A 16118-nucleotide genomic window follows, 5' to 3' on the forward strand; every position below is an offset into this window, starting at 1 on the left:
AGATAACCCAATTCCGGATCGAGTTGGGACTAAGTGGCCAATTCGGGCATGCGGTTCAGATGCGGCGCAGCCGGAGAACCGTCGCATCGAGATCGCCGCGCAGTCCGGCATCCAGCCCGTGGTGCAACAGCACGGCACCCCGGTGCACTTCGCCCGTTTCGAGGCATTCGTACGACGCTGTCGGGTCGAGGCCGCGCAGGCGCAGCGCGGGGAGCGGCTCGCCGTAGTGCTGTGACTGGAGCAGGGCGAGGACGACGGTCTCGTCGCCGCGCACGTACTGGACGGCGCTCAGCCCGCCGCGCGGCGGGCGCAGCCGGTACTGGTCGCCGTGCTGCACCAGCGGCCGGATCTCCTTGTAGAGGTCGACCCAGCGGCGGGCCTCGGCGAGCTCCTCCGCCGTCCACCGGGTGAGGTCGCCGCCGACCCCGAGCACCCCGGCCATGGCGCTGACGAAGCGGAAGCGGAGCGAGCTGACGCGGCCGTTGAGCTGGGTGTTGGGGCTGTCGGTGACCCAGGCGGCCATGACCCGGGCGGGGTGGATCTGGCTGAAGCCGTGCTGGATGGCGAGCCGGTCGAGCGGGTCGGTGTTGTCGGAGGTCCACACCTGGTCCGTACGGCTCAGCACGCCGAGGTCGATCCGGCCGCCGCCGCCCGAGCAGGACTCGAAGGCCACGCCCGGGTGGGCCTGCCGCAACCGGTCCAACAGGGCGTACAGGGCGCGCACATGGTCCACCCACAGCCGCTGCGGATAGGCGTCGCCGGGCCAGCCGGCGTCGGTGAAGCAGCGGTTGAAGTCCCACTTCACGTAGTCGACGGGGGCGTTGGAGAGGAGTCCGTGGAGCTGTTCCCACAGGTACTCCTGGACGTCCTCGCGGGCGAGGTTGAGGACGAGCTGGTTGCGCTGTTCCGTCCGCTTCCGGCCCGGCTGGTACTGCACCCAGTCGGGGTGCGCGCGGTACAGGTCGCTGTCGGGGTTGACCATCTCGGGCTCGACCCAGATGCCGAAGCGCATGCCGAGCGCGTGGACGCGGTCGGCGAGCGGCGCGAGGCCGTCGGGGAACCGGTCCGGGTTGGGGGTCCAGTCGCCGAGCCCGGCGCGGTCGCTGGTGCGGGCGCCGAACCAGCCGTCGTCGACCACGAAGAGTTCGACACCGGCCGCCGCGGCGCGCCGGGCGAGGGCCTCCTGCTGGTCCTCGGAGATGTCGAACTGGGTCGCCTCCCAGGAGTTGTAGAGCACCGGCCGGTCCTGGCCGGCGTCGGGGATGACGTAGGTCCGCTGGTAGGCGTGCCAGGTGCGGCTCGCGCCGCCGAAGCCGCCGTCGCTCCACAGGCCGGCGAAGACGGGGGTCGTGAAGGTCTCGCCGGCCGCCAGGAGCAGCAGTCCGGACTCGTCGTGGCCGGCGCCGCCGGTGATCTGCACGCGGGCGTCGGGGAGTTGGGCGACGGCGATCCGCCAGGACCCCGACCAGCCGAGGGCGCAGCCGTAGACCTCGCCGCGCTCCTCGGTGGCGTCGGTGTCGAGCGCGACCCAGGGGAGGTGCTGGTGCCCGGTGTGGCCGCGCCGGCTGCCGATGACCTTCTCGCCGTAGGTGAGGGGGGAGCGTGCGAGCCGGGACTCGGCGGCCCAGCGCCCGTGCAACTGCGACAGCCGCCACTCCTCGCGCTCCGGCAGCGTCCAGGTCGCGGAGTCGGCGCGCAGCAGCTCCAGCGGCTCGGCCCCGTCGTTGTCCAGCGTCGTCCAGCGCTCTACGACGTCGCCGCGCATCCGGTAGTGCAGGGTCACCGCCAGCCCGCCGTCACGGAAGCGGAGCCGCAGCTCGTCGCCCTCGGTCTCGTACCGCTCGAAGTGCCATTCGGTGCCGCGCCGTTGCGCCGTGCGCACGGAGAGGGCGGGCCGCACGAAACGGGGGCCGCCCTCGACCGGGTACTCCTCGCGCCCGTCGAGCGGGGACTCGAAGGAGGAGCAGGTGGGCAGCGGGCGGGCGGCGAGCGCCTCGGCGTCGGCGAGCGCGATGGCGGGGCCCCAGTGCAGGTGGAGCAGTTCGTCGTGCTCGGTGAGATGGAGGGCGTAGCTGCTGGTGGGTCCCGAAAGCACCCAGGTGCGGCCGTTCTCGGCGATGTCCGGCATTGCGTCCTCACAGATTCCAACAGGTCCGATCAAGCACGGACATCATCAAGGTCACGGGGGCCGCTGGCAACGCCTGTGGACAACTGATTGCCGGGGAACCCCATGTCGTATCGTCGGAGCGTGCCTGTCGGTGAGCCGCGTCGGCGGGCGGAGCCGAAGGAGCCCTCGTGACGCAGCAGGTGCCGTCGACCGAGCCGGAGCTGGCCGGAGTGCGTAACTTCCGTGACGTGGGCGGACTGCCGACGGCGGACGGACGACGGGTGCGGTACGGGGTGCTGTTCCGCAGCGGCCATCTGGCGCACGCCACCGAGGAGGACGCCGCGTTCCTCGCCTCCCTGGGGCTGCACACGGTCTTCGACTTCCGCAACGCGGCCGATCTGAAGCTGGAGGGCCCGGACGTCGAGCTGCCCGGCGTGCGCAACGTGAACCTGCCGCTGAGCGACCCGGCCGACGGCGCGGAGTTCTGGAAGATGGTCCGCGACGGCGAGATCGACCAGTTGCGCGGACTCCTCGGCGACGGCAAGGGCGCGGACCGGATGATCGCCTCGTACCGCGCGATCGTCACCCGGCGCACCGCCGAGCACTCCCGGGTGCTGAGCGCGCTCGCCGAGGAGAGCGTCCCGGCGCTGATGCACTGCGCGGCGGGCAAGGACCGCGCGGGTCTCTCCATAGCCGTGACCCTGCTAGCCCTCGGGGTGGAGCGCGACGCGATCCTCGCCGACTACCTGGAGTCCAACGCCGTGCACCGCCGCTACAAGGTGCGCCGCAGCAGTACGTCCGCCGCGGGTTACTCCCCCGAGGTGATGGAGTTGCTCAGCCCTCTCTTCGACGCGCGGGCCGAGTATCTGACGGCGGCCCTGGAGGCCGCCGAGCAGACGTGGGGAAGTGTCGACGGCTATCTGGAGCAGGGGCTCGGTGTCACCCCCGCGCTGCGGGAGCGGCTGCGGGCCAGGCTGCTCGACTGACGTGGTGCGGGGGCTACTTGGCGCCCACCGAGAAGAGCAGGTAGACGAAGGCCGCGAAGAGGTGGCCGGCGGCGATGTAGATGAACAGCCGCACCCACAGGGCGCGCGGGAACTTGTCCTCGATGTTGCTGTCGCTCATGTCGTGGCTCCGGTGTCCGGTCCCAGGCACAGGGCGGCCGTGGGACTCTGCAGAAGGGTGTGGACGAAGAGGACCTCGACGCCGTCGGGGTCGGCGGCGGCGAGCCGGTGCGGGGTCAGCGAGTCGAAGTGGGCGCTCTCGCCCGGCGCGAGCAGGTGGGTGGTGTCGCCGAGCCGCAGCCGCAGCCGGCCGTCGAGGACGTACAGCCACTCCTCGCCGGGGTGGACGCGCACGATGTCGCCCTGGGAGCCGTGCGGGATGCGCACCCGCAGCGACTGCATCCCGCGGCCGGGCGCCCCGGCCTGCCAGTACGTCCAGCCGCCCGCCCGGGTCGGTTCCATGGTGCCGGCGCGTACCACGGCGTCCCGGTCGGCGGCCGTCTCGCCGAGCAGATCCGAGACTGTCGTACCGTAGACGCGGGCGAGGGCGAGCAGCATCGGCAGTGAGGGCTGGCGGTGCCCGGTCTCCAGGCGGGAGAGATGGGCGGGCGACAGTCCGGCGGCGCGGGCCGCGGCCTCCAGGGTCAGCGACGCTCGGCGGCGCAGTTCACGCAGGTGCGGTGCTACGGCGGGCAGGTCGTCAACCGCCCCGGCAGGCCCGGTGGGCGGTTCCGGCTCGGCCGGCGGTTCCGGCTCGGTCTCGGGAGAGCTCATGCCCTCCATTCAGCCGCAGGTTTGCCTCTGCGGCAAGTTTCTTGCCTCAGAGGCAAATCCTGGCCCGTGCGAGGTGCCTAGCGGTTGGCGACCGCCTGCTTGACGAGGGTCTTGCCGAAGTCCCACATCAGTCCGCCGCCGCTGTGCGCGTCGTCCATCACCTCGGTGAAGGCGTCCACGAACCGGTCGACCTCGGGCTCGCCGATGACCAGCGGCGGGATCAGCTTGATCACTTCCAGATGGTCCCCGGAGACCTGGGTGAGGATCCGGTGCCGCTGGAGCAGCGGTACGACGACCATCTGCGCGAACAGGCCCTTGCGCGCGGCCTGGAGCATCGCCCAACGGCTGCGCAGCTTCAGGGACTTGGGCCTGCCGAACTCGATGCCGATCATCAGCCCCCGGCCCCGGACGTCGGCGAGCAGTTCGTAGGTGTCGATCAGCGCGGCGAGCCGGGACTTCAACTGCTCCCCGGTGGCACGGGCGTTGGCGACGATCTGCTCGTTCTCCATGACCGACAGCACGGCGAGACCGGCCGTCATCGCCTGGGCGTTGGACCCGAAGCTCGCCGAGTGGACCAGGACGCGGTCCATCGACGAGTAGACCTTCTTGAAGATCCAGTCCTTGCCGAGGGTGGCGCCGACCGGCACATAGCCACCGGAGAGCGCCTTCGCCACGCACACCAGGTCCGGTTCGACGCCCTCCTCGTGCTGGTAGGCGTAGAAGTCGCCGGTACGGCCGAGCCCCGTCTGCACCTCGTCGGCGATGAGGAGCGCCTTGTGCCGGTGGAGCAGTTCCTGGGCGGCGAGCAGATAGCCGGGCGGGGTCTCGTGGACGCCCTTGCCCTGGATCGGCTCGACGACCAGTGCGGCGACGTCGCCCTTCCTCAACTCCCGCTCCAGGGCGGAGAGATCACCCAGGGGCAGGGCCGTGTCGGGCAGCAGCGGGGCGAAGCCGTCGCGGAAGCCGTCCTCGCCGTTGACCGAAAGCGAACCGGTGGTGAGCCCGTGGAAGGCGTGGTCGCAGTAGAGGACGCGGGGCCTGCCGGTCGCGTAGCGGGCGAACTTGAGCGCGGTCTCGACCGCCTCGGTGCCGCTGTTGCCGAAGAACACCCGGTCCAGGTGCGGACTGTGGGTGAGGAGCCGTTCGGCCAGCAGACCGGGCAGCGGCTGGCAGTCGAAGCGGGTGAGGTCGGCGAGGTCGGCGTCGAGGACGTCGTGCAACGCCTTGCGCACGACGGGGTGATGGCGGCCCAGGCCCATCACGCCGAACCCGGCGAGCATGTCCAGGTGGTCGTTGCCGTCCGCGTCCCAGAAGTGCGCGCCCTCGGCCCGCTCGTAGACCTTGTCGAAGCCGATGGTGTGCAGCATGCGCGGGAGTTGGTGGTTGAGGTATCTGGTGTGCAGCTCGTAGCGCTCGGCTCCGCGCTCGGCCAGCAGCGCGTTGAGGTCGAACTCCTTGGTCATTCGGGTTTCTCCTTGGCTGGGCCGGCGGCCGTCTCCCGGGCCGCCAGGCTTGCGCTGATCCGTCCGGCGACCTCGACGGGGGTGAGGCCGATGTCGGCGAGCACCTCGCCGCGTTTGGCGTGCGCGAGGAACTGCTCGGGGATGCCGAACCGCCGTACGGGTACGTCGACTTCGGCGTCGCCGAGCGCCAGCGCCACCGCCGCGCCGACCCCGGAGGCACGGCTGTTGTCCTCGACGACGGCCACCAGGCGGTGGGCGGCGGCGAGGCCCGGCAGCGCCGGATCGACGGGTTTGACCCAGCGGGGGTCGACGACCGTGCAGTCGATGCCGCGGCCCTCCAGGAGTGCGGCGGCCTGGAGACAGACGGGCGCCATCACTCCTACGGCGACCAGCAGCACCCGCGGTGCCGCGGAGCCGCGGTGCAGGACGTCGAGGCCGCCCACCCGGTCGATCGCCGGGATCGCGGGGCCCACCGACTCCTTGGGGAAGCGGACCAGCGTCGGCGCGTCGTCGACGGCCACCGCCTCGCGCAGCTGGGCGCGCAACTGGTCGGCGTCGCGCGGCGCGGCGATCCGCAGCCCCGGCACCACCTGGAGGACGGACAGGTCCCACATACCGTTGTGGGAGGCGCCGTCGACGCCGGTGACGCCGGCCCGGTCCAGGACGAAGGTCACCCCGCAGCGGTGCAGCGCCACGTCCATCAGGAGCTGGTCGAAGGCGCGGTTGAGGAAGGTGGCGTAGACGGCGACGACGGGGTGCAGGCCGCCGGTGGCGAGGCCGGCCGCGGAGACGGCGGCGTGCTGCTCGGCGATGCCGACGTCCCACACCCGGTCCGGGAACCGGGCGGCGAACTTGCCGAGGCCGACCGGGTGCAGCATCGCGGCGGTGATCGCCACGACGTCCTCGCGCTCCTCCCCTATCGCGGCGATCTCGTCGCCGAACACCGAGGTCCAGGAGGGGCCGTTGGCCGGTACGAGGGGCTCGCAGGTGAGCGGGTCCATCACACCGACGGTGTGGAAGTGGTCCTCCTCGTGGGCGAGGGCGGGTTCGTAGCCGCGGCCCTTCTCCGTGCGGCAGTGGACGAGGACGGGACCGTGGAAGCGTTTGGCGCGGCGCAGCGCCGACTCGACGGCGCCGAGGTCGTGTCCGTCGATCGGGCCCACGTACTTGAGGCCCAGGTCCTCGAACATGCCCTGCGGGGCGAAGGCGTCCTTGAAGCCCTTCTTGGCGCCGTGCAGGGACTCGTAGAGGGTGGTGCCGACGACCGGGGTGCGCAGCAGGACGCTCTTGCCCCAGGCGAGGATCTGCTCGTAGCCGTCGGTGGTGCGCAGGGTGGCGAGGTGGTTGGCGAGGCCGCCGATGGTGGGCGCGTAGGAGCGCTCGTTGTCGTTGACGACGATGATCAGCGGCCGGTCCTTCGCGGCCGCGATGTTGTTCAGTGCCTCCCAGGCCATGCCGCCGGTGAGCGCTCCGTCGCCGATGACGGCGACGACATGGCCCTTCTCGCCCCGCACCTGGAGTGCCTTGGCGAGGCCGTCGGCCCAGCCGAGCGCGGTGGAGGCGTGGCTGTTCTCGATGACGTCGTGCTCGGACTCCTCGCGCGAGGGGTAGCCCGACAGGCCGCCCTTGCCGCGCAGCTTCGAGAAGTCCTGACGTCCCGTCAGGAGCTTGTGCACATAGCTCTGGTGGCCGGTGTCCCAGAGGATGCGGTCGGCCGGTGACTCGAAGACCCGGTGGAGCGCGATGGCCAGTTCCACCACCCCCAGGTTGGGTCCGAGGTGTCCGCCGGTCCTGGCGACCGCGTGCACCAGGAACTCCCTTATCTCTTCGGCCAGTTCGCCGAGTTCCGCCTCGGACAGCGACTTCAGGTCGCGTGGTTGCCGGATGCTCTCCAGAATCGTCACGTCGGGCCCCCTTCGGTCCGTGCTCTTCAGCTCACGGCGACGGCCGGTTCCCCCGCCGCGGCGCCGTCCCGCTCCCCCTGTGCGGCGGTCTTCATCGCCTCCTCGGAACGTGCGTCGGGCCGGAAGCGGATGTCCGTCATCGCCGGGCTCCCCGACCTCGCGGTGACGGCCCGGCCCGGAACGGCCGCGGCACGCGTCGCTCGGTGAGCGGCCGGACCGGTACCGCGGGGACGCCCGGGGGGGACGGCGGTCATGACGTCACTCGCGGTTTCCTGAGACGGTCTCGCGCAGGGCGCGCAGGGACTCCTTGAGGGAGCCCATGGTGGCGAGGACGGCGGTCGGCTCGTAGCCGCAGTGCGCCATGCAGTTGGCGCAGCGCGGGTCCTTGCCCCGGCCGTACTTGTCCCAGTCGGTGTCCTCGATCAGCTCCCGGTACGTGGGCACGTACCCGTCGCTCATCAGGTAGCAGGGGCGCTGCCAGCCGAAGAGCGAGTAGTTGGGGATCGCCCACGCCGTGCACGCGAAGTCGGCCTTGCCCTCCAGGAAGTCGAGGAACAGCGGCGAGTGGTTGAGCCGCCAGCGCAGCCGGTTGCCGCCGGAGAAGGCCTTCTTGAACAGCTCGCGGGTCTGCTCCACGCCCAGGAAGTGCTCCTGGTCGGGCGCCTTCTCGTAGGCGTAGGCGGGCGAGATCATCATCTCGTCCACGTGCAGCTCGTCATTGAGGAAATTGAGCACCTCGATGACGGTCTGCGGGGTGTCGGTGTTGAAGAAGGTCGAATTGGTGGTGACCCGGAAACCGCGCTGCTTGGCCTCCTTGATCGCCTCCACCGCCTCGTCGAACACGCCCTCCTTCGCCACGGACTCGTCGTGGCGCTCACGCAGCCCGTCGATGTGCACCGCGAACGCGAAGTACGGCGAGGGCGTGAACTTGTCCATCTTCTTGCGCAGCAGCATGGCGTTGGTGCACAGGAAGACGTATTTCTTTCTGGCCACCAACTGCCGGACGATCTCGTCGATGTGAGGGTGCATCAGGGGTTCGCCGCCCGCGATGGACACCATCGGCGCACCGGATTCCAGCACCGCGCCCACGGCCTGGGCGACCGGCATGCGCTGCTTGAGCACGCCCGCCGGGTGCTGGATCTTGCCGCAGCCCTCGCACTTCAGGTTGCAGGCGAAGAGCGGTTCCAGCTCCACGATCAGCGGGAACTTCGTCCGCTTGCGAAGCTTCTGTTCGGCCAAATAAGTAGCGACCTTGATGGACTGGCGCAGCGGCATGGCCATCTGGCTCACCTCCGGGGGAGCAGCAAAGAACGGTGCCATTCGAAAAAAGCGGGAAGAACGGAACGAAGGACGCGGAAAGCCGATATTCCGCCGCGCACCGTACCGATCCGGACGAGCTCATGATCAGGAGCATCCACGACCACTCGTACGGCCGCAACCGGGCGTCCGGCCGTACGCACGGCGCTCAGCAGCGTGGCGGCGGACTCCATGTCGGCCGCGATCGCGCCGGTCGCCAGCAGCTCCGACCGTTCGGGACCGCGCACGACGTGGTCGGAGCCGGCCAGCGGACCGGTGTGCACGGCGCGTCCGGGCAGGGCCCGGGTCAGCTCGTCGACGAGCAGGGCGGTACCGACACAGGGCACGGTTCCGCGCGGGTCGCGGGTCTCCTCGGCGACGACCAGGTCGCCCGGCCGCATACCGGGGGCGAGGCCCGCGCAGAAGCCGGTGGCGAGCACGGCGGCCTCCCGCAGCGCCGGGTCGGCGAGGGCCCGGGTGACGGAGTTCTCGGCCGCCGCGGGTCCCATGCCCGTCCTGAGCACGGTGACCGGACCGCCGGGGCCGCTGCGGTCGGCGGCGCGCAGGGCGAGGCGCTCGATGCCGAGCGCGCAGGCGATCAGCAGCGGAGCCGGGGCCGGCCGGGTGCCCATCAGCCCCCCTTCGGCCGCGGGAACGGTTCTCCGTGCACATAGCGCCCGAGCGCGGTGAGCGGGAAGACCTGACGGTAGAGGTGGTAGTTGATGGAGAAGTCCCAGGGGAAGCCGGTGCCGGTGAAGTACGGCTCGTCCCACGAGCCGTCCTCGCGCTGGGTGGCCGCCAGCCACGCGACGGCGCGCTCCACCGTCCCGGACTCCCGCTCCCCCGCCGCCAGCAGCGCGAGCAGCGCCCACGCCGTCTGAGAGGCGGTGGAGGCGCCCCGGCCGCTCCACTTCACGGACTCGCTGTAGGAGCGCAGGTCCTCGCCCCAGCCGCCGTCGTCGTTCTGGACGGTCTCCAGCCAGCGCACCGCGCGGCGCATCGCCGGGTGCGAGCCGGGGATACCGGCGGCGGCCAGTGCGGGCACCACGGACCCTGTGCCGTAGATGTAGTTGACGCCCCAGCGGCCGAACCAGGAGCCGTCCGGCTCCTGTTCGGCGAGCAGCCACTCGATGCCCCGGCGGGTGCGCGGGTCGTGGGCGAGGCCCTCGACGGCGAGCATCTCGACGACGTGCGCGGTGACGTCCGCCGACGGCGGGTCGATGACCTCGCCGAAGTCGCAGAACGGCAGCCGGTTGGGGAACGGGCTGGTGTTGTCGACGTCGAAGGCGCCCCAGCCGCCGTTCTTCGACTGCATCCCCAGGTTCCAGCGCACGCCGCGGCCGATCGCCTTGTCGAGCCGCTCCGGGTCGTGATGTCTGACCCGGCGCAGGGCGAGCACCACCTCGGCGGTGTCGTCGATGTCGGGGTAGTTGTCGTTGTGGAACTCGAACGCCCAGCCTCCGGGCGGCAGTTGGGGTCGTTTGACCGCCCAGTCGCCGGGCCGGACGATCTCCTCGCCGAGCATCCAGTCGGCCGCCTTGACGAGTTGCGGATGGTCGGCGGGCACGCCGGCGTCGGCGAGTGCGATGGTCGCCAGGCAGGTGTCCCACACCGGGGACTGGCAGGCCTCGATCATCCGGGAGCCGTCCCCGCGCCAGACGGCGAACCGGTCCAGTGACTCAAGTCCCGCACGCATCACGGGGTGTTGGAGGTCGTAGCCGAGCAGGTGCAGGGCGATCACCGAGTAGACGGCGGGCGGCTGGATGCCGCCCCAGCAGCCGTCGTTCTCCTGGCGCTCGATGATCCAGCGGCCGGCCGTGTTCATCGCCGCCCGGCGCAGCTTGCGCGGGGCCAGCCTGCGGTAGAGGTGCAGCGCCTTGTCGAGCCGCTGGAAGGCGCCGTCCCAACTGGCCACCGGAGCGAGGGGTTTGGCGGGGTTCGGGTCGTCGGCGTCGGTGTGCAGTTCGTCGAGCGGGAAGGGCGCGGGGCGTACCGGCCGCTGCGCCGAGACGATCGTCAGCGGCACGATGGTCTGCCGGGCCCAGCATCCGAAGTCGTAGATGTTGAGCGGTGCCCAGGTGGGGAAGTAGATGAGTTCCGGCGGGAGTTCGGGCAGGTCGTCCCATTTCCACCAGCCGAACAGGGCCAGCCAGATCCGGGTGAAGACCCGGGACGCGGCGATGCCGCCCCGGTCGCGGATCCAGGCGGACGCCCGGGCCATGTGCGGGGCGTCCGGGGCGTCGCCCGCCAGCCGGAGGGCGACGTAGGCCTCGATGGTGACGGAGAGTTCGCCGGGGCCGCCGTAGAAGCTCGCCCAGGTGCCGTCCTCGCGTTGCTCGCCGCGGATGAAGAGTGCGGCGGCGCGGGTCACGGACTCCTCGCGGATGCCCAGGAACTGACGGAGCAGCAGGTCTTCGGCGTCCATGGTGACGTTCGTCTCCAGGTCGCCCTTCCACCAGCCCTCGGCGTCCTGGCGCGAGAGCAGGAAGTCGGTGGCCCGCCTCATGGCGCTTTCGGCGGCGTCGTGCACCCCGGCCGTCACGGGGGTGCGGACGTCGGTTTCGCTGGCCGCGGCAGCGCGGGGCGGCAGTGCCCCGGTGCTTCCGTCGGTCGTCGCTGTCATGGCTTCCCCTTCGTGCAGTCGTACGCATCGTGCTGCTCTGGGTCCGCCGTCGGCCGGTGCGCACGATCCCGCGACACCGGCCGGCGACTACGCGAGGGATATTCGACCGATAGTGATCATCTCTTTCGTACGACGACGAAGTCGGCGAGCGCCGCGAACCGGGCCCGTACCCGGTCGGGCATGTCGATGGCACCGAGGGCTTCGAGGGCGACGGTGTGCTGACGCCGGGCCTCCCCGGCGGTCCAGTCGCGTCCGCCGGCCTCCTCGATGAGCGCGGCGCGGGCCGCGAACTCCTCCTCGGAGAAGTTCTCGAAGTCGCTGCTCTTGGCGTCGGCGGCGAGGATCTCGCCGAGCCGCTCGGAGGCGGGGCCGCCCGCGGCGAGCGCGGCCACCACCGGCAGGGACTTCTTGCGCTGGCGCAGATCGCTCCAGGTCTGCTTGCCGGTCGCCTCCGGGTCGCCCCAGATGCCGAGGAGGTCGTCGACGGCCTGGAAGGCGAGGCCGAGGTGGTAGCCGTACTTCTCCAGGGTGTCCGCGGTGCGGTCGTCCGCGCCGCCGAGCACGGCGCCGATGGAGGAGGCGCAGGCGAGCAGGGCGCCGGTCTTGTTGCCCTCCATCTCCAGGCACTCCTCGACGCTGACGCGGTCGCGGTGCTCGTAGGAGATGTCCTGCGCCTGTCCGTCGATGAGGGCGCGGGTGGCGGTGGTCAGCCGGCGGGTGGCGCGGCCGGCCTCGACGGTGCCGAGCTCCAGCAGGATCTCGTTGGCCAGCGCGAACAGGGCGTCGCCGACCAGGATGGCCTGGGCGGGGCCGTGCACCTTCCAGACGGTGTCCCGGTGCCGGCGCTGTTCGTCGCCGTCCATGAGGTCGTCGTGCAACAGGGAGAAGTTGTGGACCAGTTCGACGGCGACGGCGCCGGGGATGCCGGCCTCCGGCGCGGCGCCGGTGACCTCGGCGGAGAGCACGGCGAGCGCGGGGCGTACCGCCTTGCCGCCGTCGCCGTCGGCGGGGTTGCCCGCGGCGTCGATCCAGCCGAAGTGGTAGGCGGCGACCGTGTCCATGGGAGGGGCCAGGCGGTCCACGGCGGCCCGCAGTACCGGTGTGGCCAGGGTCCGGCCGCGCTCCAGGAGCGCGGTCACGTCCACCGCGTCGGCAGCCGTCTCGGCCGGGGGCACAGTGGGCACAGTCTCTCCTCTTGTCGCGGTACCGGGGGTGCGGGCGCCTGCCGCCTGCTGATCGAGCGTCACGCCGCCTCCTCGAAGTCGAAGAGCCGGCCGGGCCGGGGCCGGCCCAGGGCGGCGAGGGCGGCGTCCGCCGCGCTCACCCCGCTGCGGACCGCGCTCTCCATGGTGGCGGGCCACCCGGTGGCGGTCCACGCTCCGGCCAGGTACAGGCCGGGGGCTCTGGTACGGGGACCGGGCCGCAGGCGCCCGACACCGGGGGTCGGGGCGAACGTGGCCGTGCGCTCCCTGGTCACGAAGAAGTCGCGCACCGCGGCGCCGCGCGCGCCGGGCAACAGCCGTTCCAGCTCGGGCAGATAGCGCTCCCGCAGCACGGCCACGGGCTCGTCGATCTCGTCCCGCGCGGCGGACTGGGAGAGCGCCAGGTACTGGCCCTCCCTCAGCCCGGAGGCGTGGGTGCGGTCGAAGACCCACTGCACCGGGGTGCCGAGGGCCGCGAAGAAGGGGCGGGCGAGCACCTTGCGGTCGTAGACGACGTGGATGTTGAGGATCGGCGCGGTGTCGATCGACAGCAGCCGTCCCGGGTCGTCGAGCGCCCCGGCGGGCAGCAGACCGTGCGCCTCGTGCTGCGGTACGGCGAGCACGACGGCGTCCGCGTCGAACGTCTCGCCGGGAACCTGAACGCTCCAGCGGCCGTTTGCGTCTTGGGAGAGGGAGGTGACGCGTGTACGGACTTCGGTGCGCACGCCCGCGGAGTCGAGCGCCTTGCGGGCCAGCCGGTCGTGCAGTTCGCCCAGCGGCACATGGGCCCAGCCGATGTCGGCCGCGCCCGGGTCGGAGAGCAGACCGGTCTTGAACACCATCGCGGCGAGCCCGAGCGAGGTGTCGCCCGCGACCGCGTTGAGGGTGGCGACCCCGACCAGGTCCCACAGGGCCTCGACGGCACGCGCCGACTGACCGTGCGCGGTCAGCCAGCTGCCGAAGTCCTGTGCGTCCAGGGCCGGATCGTCGAGGTCGAGACCCTTGAGCGCGAGCGCGGCACGCCCGACCCTGGCCCGCTCGGCGAGCGACAGATGCGGATAGGCGGCGAGGCTGCGTCCCAGATGCAGGGGGACGGGCAGCGCGTCGCGCCGGAGTCTGCCGAGCCGCCGGCCCTCGGGCCGGTCCACGTCGATCACGGGCACGTCGAGACGGTCCTGCAGCGGGGCGAGCGCCGCGCCGTCGATACGGTCGAGGAACCAGCGGTAGGCGGTGCAGCAGCGCAGATAGACGTGCTGTCCGTTGTCGACGGTGAGTTCGCCGCGCCGGAAGGAGAAGGCGAGCCCGCCCAGGCGCGGTCTGCCTTCGAGCAGCGTGACGCGGAGACCGGCGTCGGCGAGCGCGAGCGCGGAGGTGATGCCGGCGAGCCCGCCGCCGATCACGACCGCGTGCCGCGCGGGCCCTCCGGCCGGCGGGTCGGCGAGTGGTTCGCCGGACCCGGTCCCTTCGCTCATCGTGCGCTCCCCCCTGCGGACCCGCCACGGTGCTCGGCCGAGGTGCGGCGGGTCGTCGCAGTCAGGGACGCCGACCGGGAGCGGAGGGTTGCGTACCGGGTCCGACCCGCGCCGTCGGACTGGCCCACTCCGCCCATCAGGCGCGCCTCCTGACGGTCCTCCGGGACACATGCCGGGCGTCCAGACCCGACAGACCGCGTACGGCGACGTACGCCTTCTCGCGGCCGGGCAGTGAGACCCGGCCGCGCAGGACGGCCTCCGGCTCGCGCTCGATGCGGTCGAGGAGGCGGCGGTAGATGCCGGCCATGGCCGCGACACAGGCGCCGCTGCGGCGGTCGAGGAGGGGCAGCAGCCGGTAGCCCTCGGCGAAGAGGGTGCGGGCCCGCCGCACCTCGAAGTGGACGAGGCCCGCGAAGTCGGAGCCTGCCGGTGGTGTCGGCCCGTCGAACCCGGCCGAGCAGCCGAACTTCGCGAGGTCGTCGGCAGGCAGATAGGTACGGCCGTCCTCCGCGTCCTCGCGCACGTCGCGGAGGATGTTGGTGAGCTGGAGCGCGAGGCCGAGGGTGTCCGCGTACTCCGGGGCGCGTTCGGCGCCGCGCGCGCCCCGCTCGGTGCCGAAGATCCCGAGCGAGAGCCGTCCGATGGCACCCGCGACACAGCGGCAGTAGACCTTCAGGTCGTCCCAGGTCTCGTACGTCTGACCGCGTACGTCCATCAGCACGCCGTCGATGAGTTCGTCGAGGCCGTCGAGCGGCACCGGGAAGACCTTGGCGGTGTGCGCGAGGGCGACCGCGACCGGGTCGGTGTCGTCCTCGTCGACCGCGCCGTCGCGGATCCGCGTGAGCAGGGCCCGGGTGTCCTCCAGGCGCGCGGTCTTCACCTCGGGCGCCAGGGTGCCGTCGCCGATGTCGTCGACCCGGCGCGAGAACGCGTAGAGCCCCGACATGGCCCGGCGTTCGGACGTCGGCAGCAGCCTGATGCCGTACGCGAAGTTGCGTGCCTGCTGTCCGGTCACGGTCTCGCAGTAGCTGTAGGCGGCGAGTACCGGCGCGGACACCTGTCGTTCCGACTCCACGGCCCGGATCACCCCTCTCCTCGCAGAGTCAGGCCCACCTCACGCAGCAACTGGATCCTGCCGGGTCGGGGCGGGCCTGGAAGTACGTCGTATTCGGCGGCGGCGATCGCCCGGATCGCCGCTCTTCCCCCCGCCACGAACCCCGCCAGCAACAGCTTCAGCCTGCCGTGCACGCTACCCACGAGAGGGGCGCCTTCATTCAGCAGATCGCGGGCGCGTTGCGCTTCGTACGCGACCAGTGCGCGCACCGACGCGCCGGCGGTGGGGGTGGCCAGGTCCGCTTCCTGGACGTGGAAGCGCTTCATGTCCTGGGCGGGCAGGTAGACGCGGTCGCGGCCGAGGTCCTCGGCCACGTCCTGGAGGTGTTCGACGATCTGGAGCGCGGTGCAGACCGCGTCCGAGCGCCGGATCCGCTCGGGCGTCGAGGTGCCGGTGACGGCGAGGACGAGACGGCCGACCGGGTTGGCGGAGAGTTCGCAGTAGGCGAGGAGATCGTCGTAGCTCTCGTAGCGGGTGACGAGCTGGTCCTGGCGGTTGGCGGCGATCAGGCCGAGGAAGGGCTCGGGGGTGAGCGCGCGCCGGCGCACGGTCGGCTGGAGGCGGCGCAGCAGGGGGTGGGCCGGGGTTCCGTCGAAGACCCGCATGAGGTCGGCCTCGAAGGCGTCCAGGAGGAGCAGCCGGTCGTCCGCCGCCTCGGGGTCCACGCCGAGGAGGCGGGCGTCGGCGCCGCCGGGGGCCAGGTCGCCGTCACCGATGTCGTCGACGAGGCGGGCGAAGCCGTAGACGGCCATCAGGTCGGTGCGCCAGTCCCTGGGGAGGAAGAAGGGGGCCACGGGGAAGTTCTCGTCCGCGGCCTTGCGGAGGGTGGTGCTCTCGGGATCGGCCGGGCGGCCCGTGCGGGTTCCCGTCACCGCTCGCTGCCAGCGGCGGGGACGGCGCGTGCTTCGGTGAGCTGGGGAGTTTCCGTAGCCATTGCCGTCACATCTCCCGTTCTACACTGCTGACCCAACGCACACTATTTCGGACACGCCGCCCAGCTGAGGGCACGACGACCGGGCGGAGGGTGCCGCGCATTATCGCCCCACTTGCCGCTATTCGGCACCGGTACAGCTTACGTTGTACAACGCATCGAGGTTCGTCGGGGTGTCCCGCACATCACAACAACACACCGATTGGCTTCAAGATTCCTGCGCCTGAC

At 71.6% G+C, this 16118-nt stretch carries 14 protein-coding genes; 1 reads left to right on the forward strand and 13 read right to left on the reverse strand.

Going from position 1 to position 16118, the window contains the following annotated elements:
* Positions 1-55 precede the first annotated feature (55 nt).
* A complete protein-coding gene (locus ABZT12_RS30505; RefSeq protein WP_356390485.1) occupies positions 56-2128 on the reverse strand; it encodes an alpha-galactosidase in 2073 nt (690 codons plus the stop codon).
* 167 nt (positions 2129-2295) lie between these two features.
* On the opposite strand from ABZT12_RS30505, the gene ABZT12_RS30510 reads away from it, so the two are divergent.
* A complete protein-coding gene (locus ABZT12_RS30510; RefSeq protein WP_356390487.1) occupies positions 2296-3093 on the forward strand; it encodes a tyrosine-protein phosphatase in 798 nt (265 codons plus the stop codon).
* 13 nt (positions 3094-3106) lie between these two features.
* Here ABZT12_RS30510 and ABZT12_RS30515 read toward each other — a convergent pair whose 3' ends face one another.
* The 12 genes from ABZT12_RS30515 to hpnC all read right to left on the reverse strand — a co-directional run bounded on the left by ABZT12_RS30515 (position 3107) and on the right by hpnC (position 15831).
* Positions 3107-3232 carry a DUF6126 family protein gene (locus tag ABZT12_RS30515; RefSeq protein WP_356390489.1) on the reverse strand — a complete coding sequence of 42 codons (126 nt, stop codon included), beginning with the start codon at positions 3230-3232 and terminating at the stop codon, positions 3107-3109.
* Positions 3229-3885 (reverse strand): XRE family transcriptional regulator, encoded by a 657-nt coding sequence (locus ABZT12_RS30520; protein WP_356390491.1) that lies wholly within the window; start codon positions 3883-3885, stop codon positions 3229-3231. Before ABZT12_RS30520 ends, ABZT12_RS30515 begins: the two co-directional genes overlap by 4 nt.
* Before the next feature lie 77 nt (positions 3886-3962).
* Positions 3963-5348 (reverse strand): aspartate aminotransferase family protein, encoded by a 1386-nt coding sequence (locus ABZT12_RS30525; RefSeq protein ID WP_356390493.1) that lies wholly within the window; start codon positions 5346-5348, stop codon positions 3963-3965.
* Positions 5345-7252 carry a 1-deoxy-D-xylulose-5-phosphate synthase gene (gene dxs / locus ABZT12_RS30530; protein ID WP_356390495.1) on the reverse strand — a complete coding sequence of 636 codons (1908 nt, stop codon included), beginning with the start codon at positions 7250-7252 and terminating at the stop codon, positions 5345-5347. The genes ABZT12_RS30525 and dxs overlap by 4 nt, the downstream gene beginning before the upstream one ends.
* Before the next feature lie 258 nt (positions 7253-7510).
* Positions 7511-8533 (reverse strand): adenosyl-hopene transferase HpnH, encoded by a 1023-nt coding sequence (gene hpnH, locus ABZT12_RS30535; RefSeq protein WP_356390497.1) that lies wholly within the window; start codon positions 8531-8533, stop codon positions 7511-7513.
* A gap of 5 nt (positions 8534-8538) precedes the next feature.
* Positions 8539-9180, reverse strand: coding sequence for a 1-hydroxy-2-methyl-2-butenyl 4-diphosphate reductase (locus ABZT12_RS30540; protein WP_356390499.1), 642 nt, complete (start codon positions 9178-9180; stop codon positions 8539-8541).
* Entirely contained in the window at positions 9180-11171 is a 1992-nt protein-coding gene (gene shc, locus ABZT12_RS30545) for a squalene--hopene cyclase (protein WP_356390501.1), read from the reverse strand. The genes ABZT12_RS30540 and shc overlap by 1 nt, the downstream gene beginning before the upstream one ends.
* Before the next feature lie 116 nt (positions 11172-11287).
* On the reverse strand, positions 11288-12355 hold the full coding sequence (locus tag ABZT12_RS30550; protein WP_356390503.1) for a polyprenyl synthetase family protein: 1068 nt from the start codon (positions 12353-12355) through the stop codon (positions 11288-11290).
* 59 nt (positions 12356-12414) lie between these two features.
* Positions 12415-13845, reverse strand: a complete 1431-nt coding sequence (gene hpnE / locus ABZT12_RS30555; protein WP_356390505.1) for a hydroxysqualene dehydroxylase HpnE — start codon at positions 13843-13845, stop codon at positions 12415-12417.
* Positions 13842-13982, reverse strand: coding sequence for a DUF6380 family protein (locus ABZT12_RS30560; RefSeq protein ID WP_356390507.1), 141 nt, complete (start codon positions 13980-13982; stop codon positions 13842-13844). The genes hpnE and ABZT12_RS30560 overlap by 4 nt, the downstream gene beginning before the upstream one ends.
* The gene (hpnD, locus tag ABZT12_RS30565) at positions 13982-14932 is read right to left on the reverse strand and encodes a presqualene diphosphate synthase HpnD (RefSeq protein WP_356390509.1); all 951 of its coding nucleotides are present in this window, start codon (positions 14930-14932) and stop codon (positions 13982-13984) included. The genes ABZT12_RS30560 and hpnD overlap by 1 nt, the downstream gene beginning before the upstream one ends.
* Positions 14929-15831, reverse strand: coding sequence for a squalene synthase HpnC (hpnC, locus tag ABZT12_RS30570; protein ID WP_356390511.1), 903 nt, complete (start codon positions 15829-15831; stop codon positions 14929-14931). Before hpnC ends, hpnD begins: the two co-directional genes overlap by 4 nt.
* Positions 15832-16118: the final 287 nt, after the last annotated feature.

Source organism: Streptomyces sp. NPDC005423 (assembly GCF_040606415.1).
In the GTDB taxonomy this organism is placed as follows: domain Bacteria; phylum Actinomycetota; class Actinomycetes; order Streptomycetales; family Streptomycetaceae; genus Streptomyces.

Coding starts and splice junctions, on each gene's coding strand:
- shc (WP_356390501.1), bottom strand. CDS start 11,171: ATGACAGCGACGACCGACGGAAGCACCGGGGCACTGCCGCCCCGCGCT.
- ABZT12_RS30540 (WP_356390499.1), bottom strand. CDS start 9,180: ATGGGCACCCGGCCGGCCCCGGCTCCGCTGCTGATCGCCTGCGCGCTC.
- ABZT12_RS30520 (WP_356390491.1), bottom strand. CDS start 3,885: ATGAGCTCTCCCGAGACCGAGCCGGAACCGCCGGCCGAGCCGGAACCG.
- ABZT12_RS30525 (WP_356390493.1), bottom strand. CDS start 5,348: ATGACCAAGGAGTTCGACCTCAACGCGCTGCTGGCCGAGCGCGGAGCC.
- hpnE (WP_356390505.1), bottom strand. CDS start 13,845: ATGAGCGAAGGGACCGGGTCCGGCGAACCACTCGCCGACCCGCCGGCC.
- hpnH (WP_356390497.1), bottom strand. CDS start 8,533: ATGGCCATGCCGCTGCGCCAGTCCATCAAGGTCGCTACTTATTTGGCC.
- ABZT12_RS30505 (WP_356390485.1), bottom strand. CDS start 2,128: ATGCCGGACATCGCCGAGAACGGCCGCACCTGGGTGCTTTCGGGACCC.
- ABZT12_RS30560 (WP_356390507.1), bottom strand. CDS start 13,982: ATGGGCGGAGTGGGCCAGTCCGACGGCGCGGGTCGGACCCGGTACGCA.
- ABZT12_RS30515 (WP_356390489.1), bottom strand. CDS start 3,232: ATGAGCGACAGCAACATCGAGGACAAGTTCCCGCGCGCCCTGTGGGTG.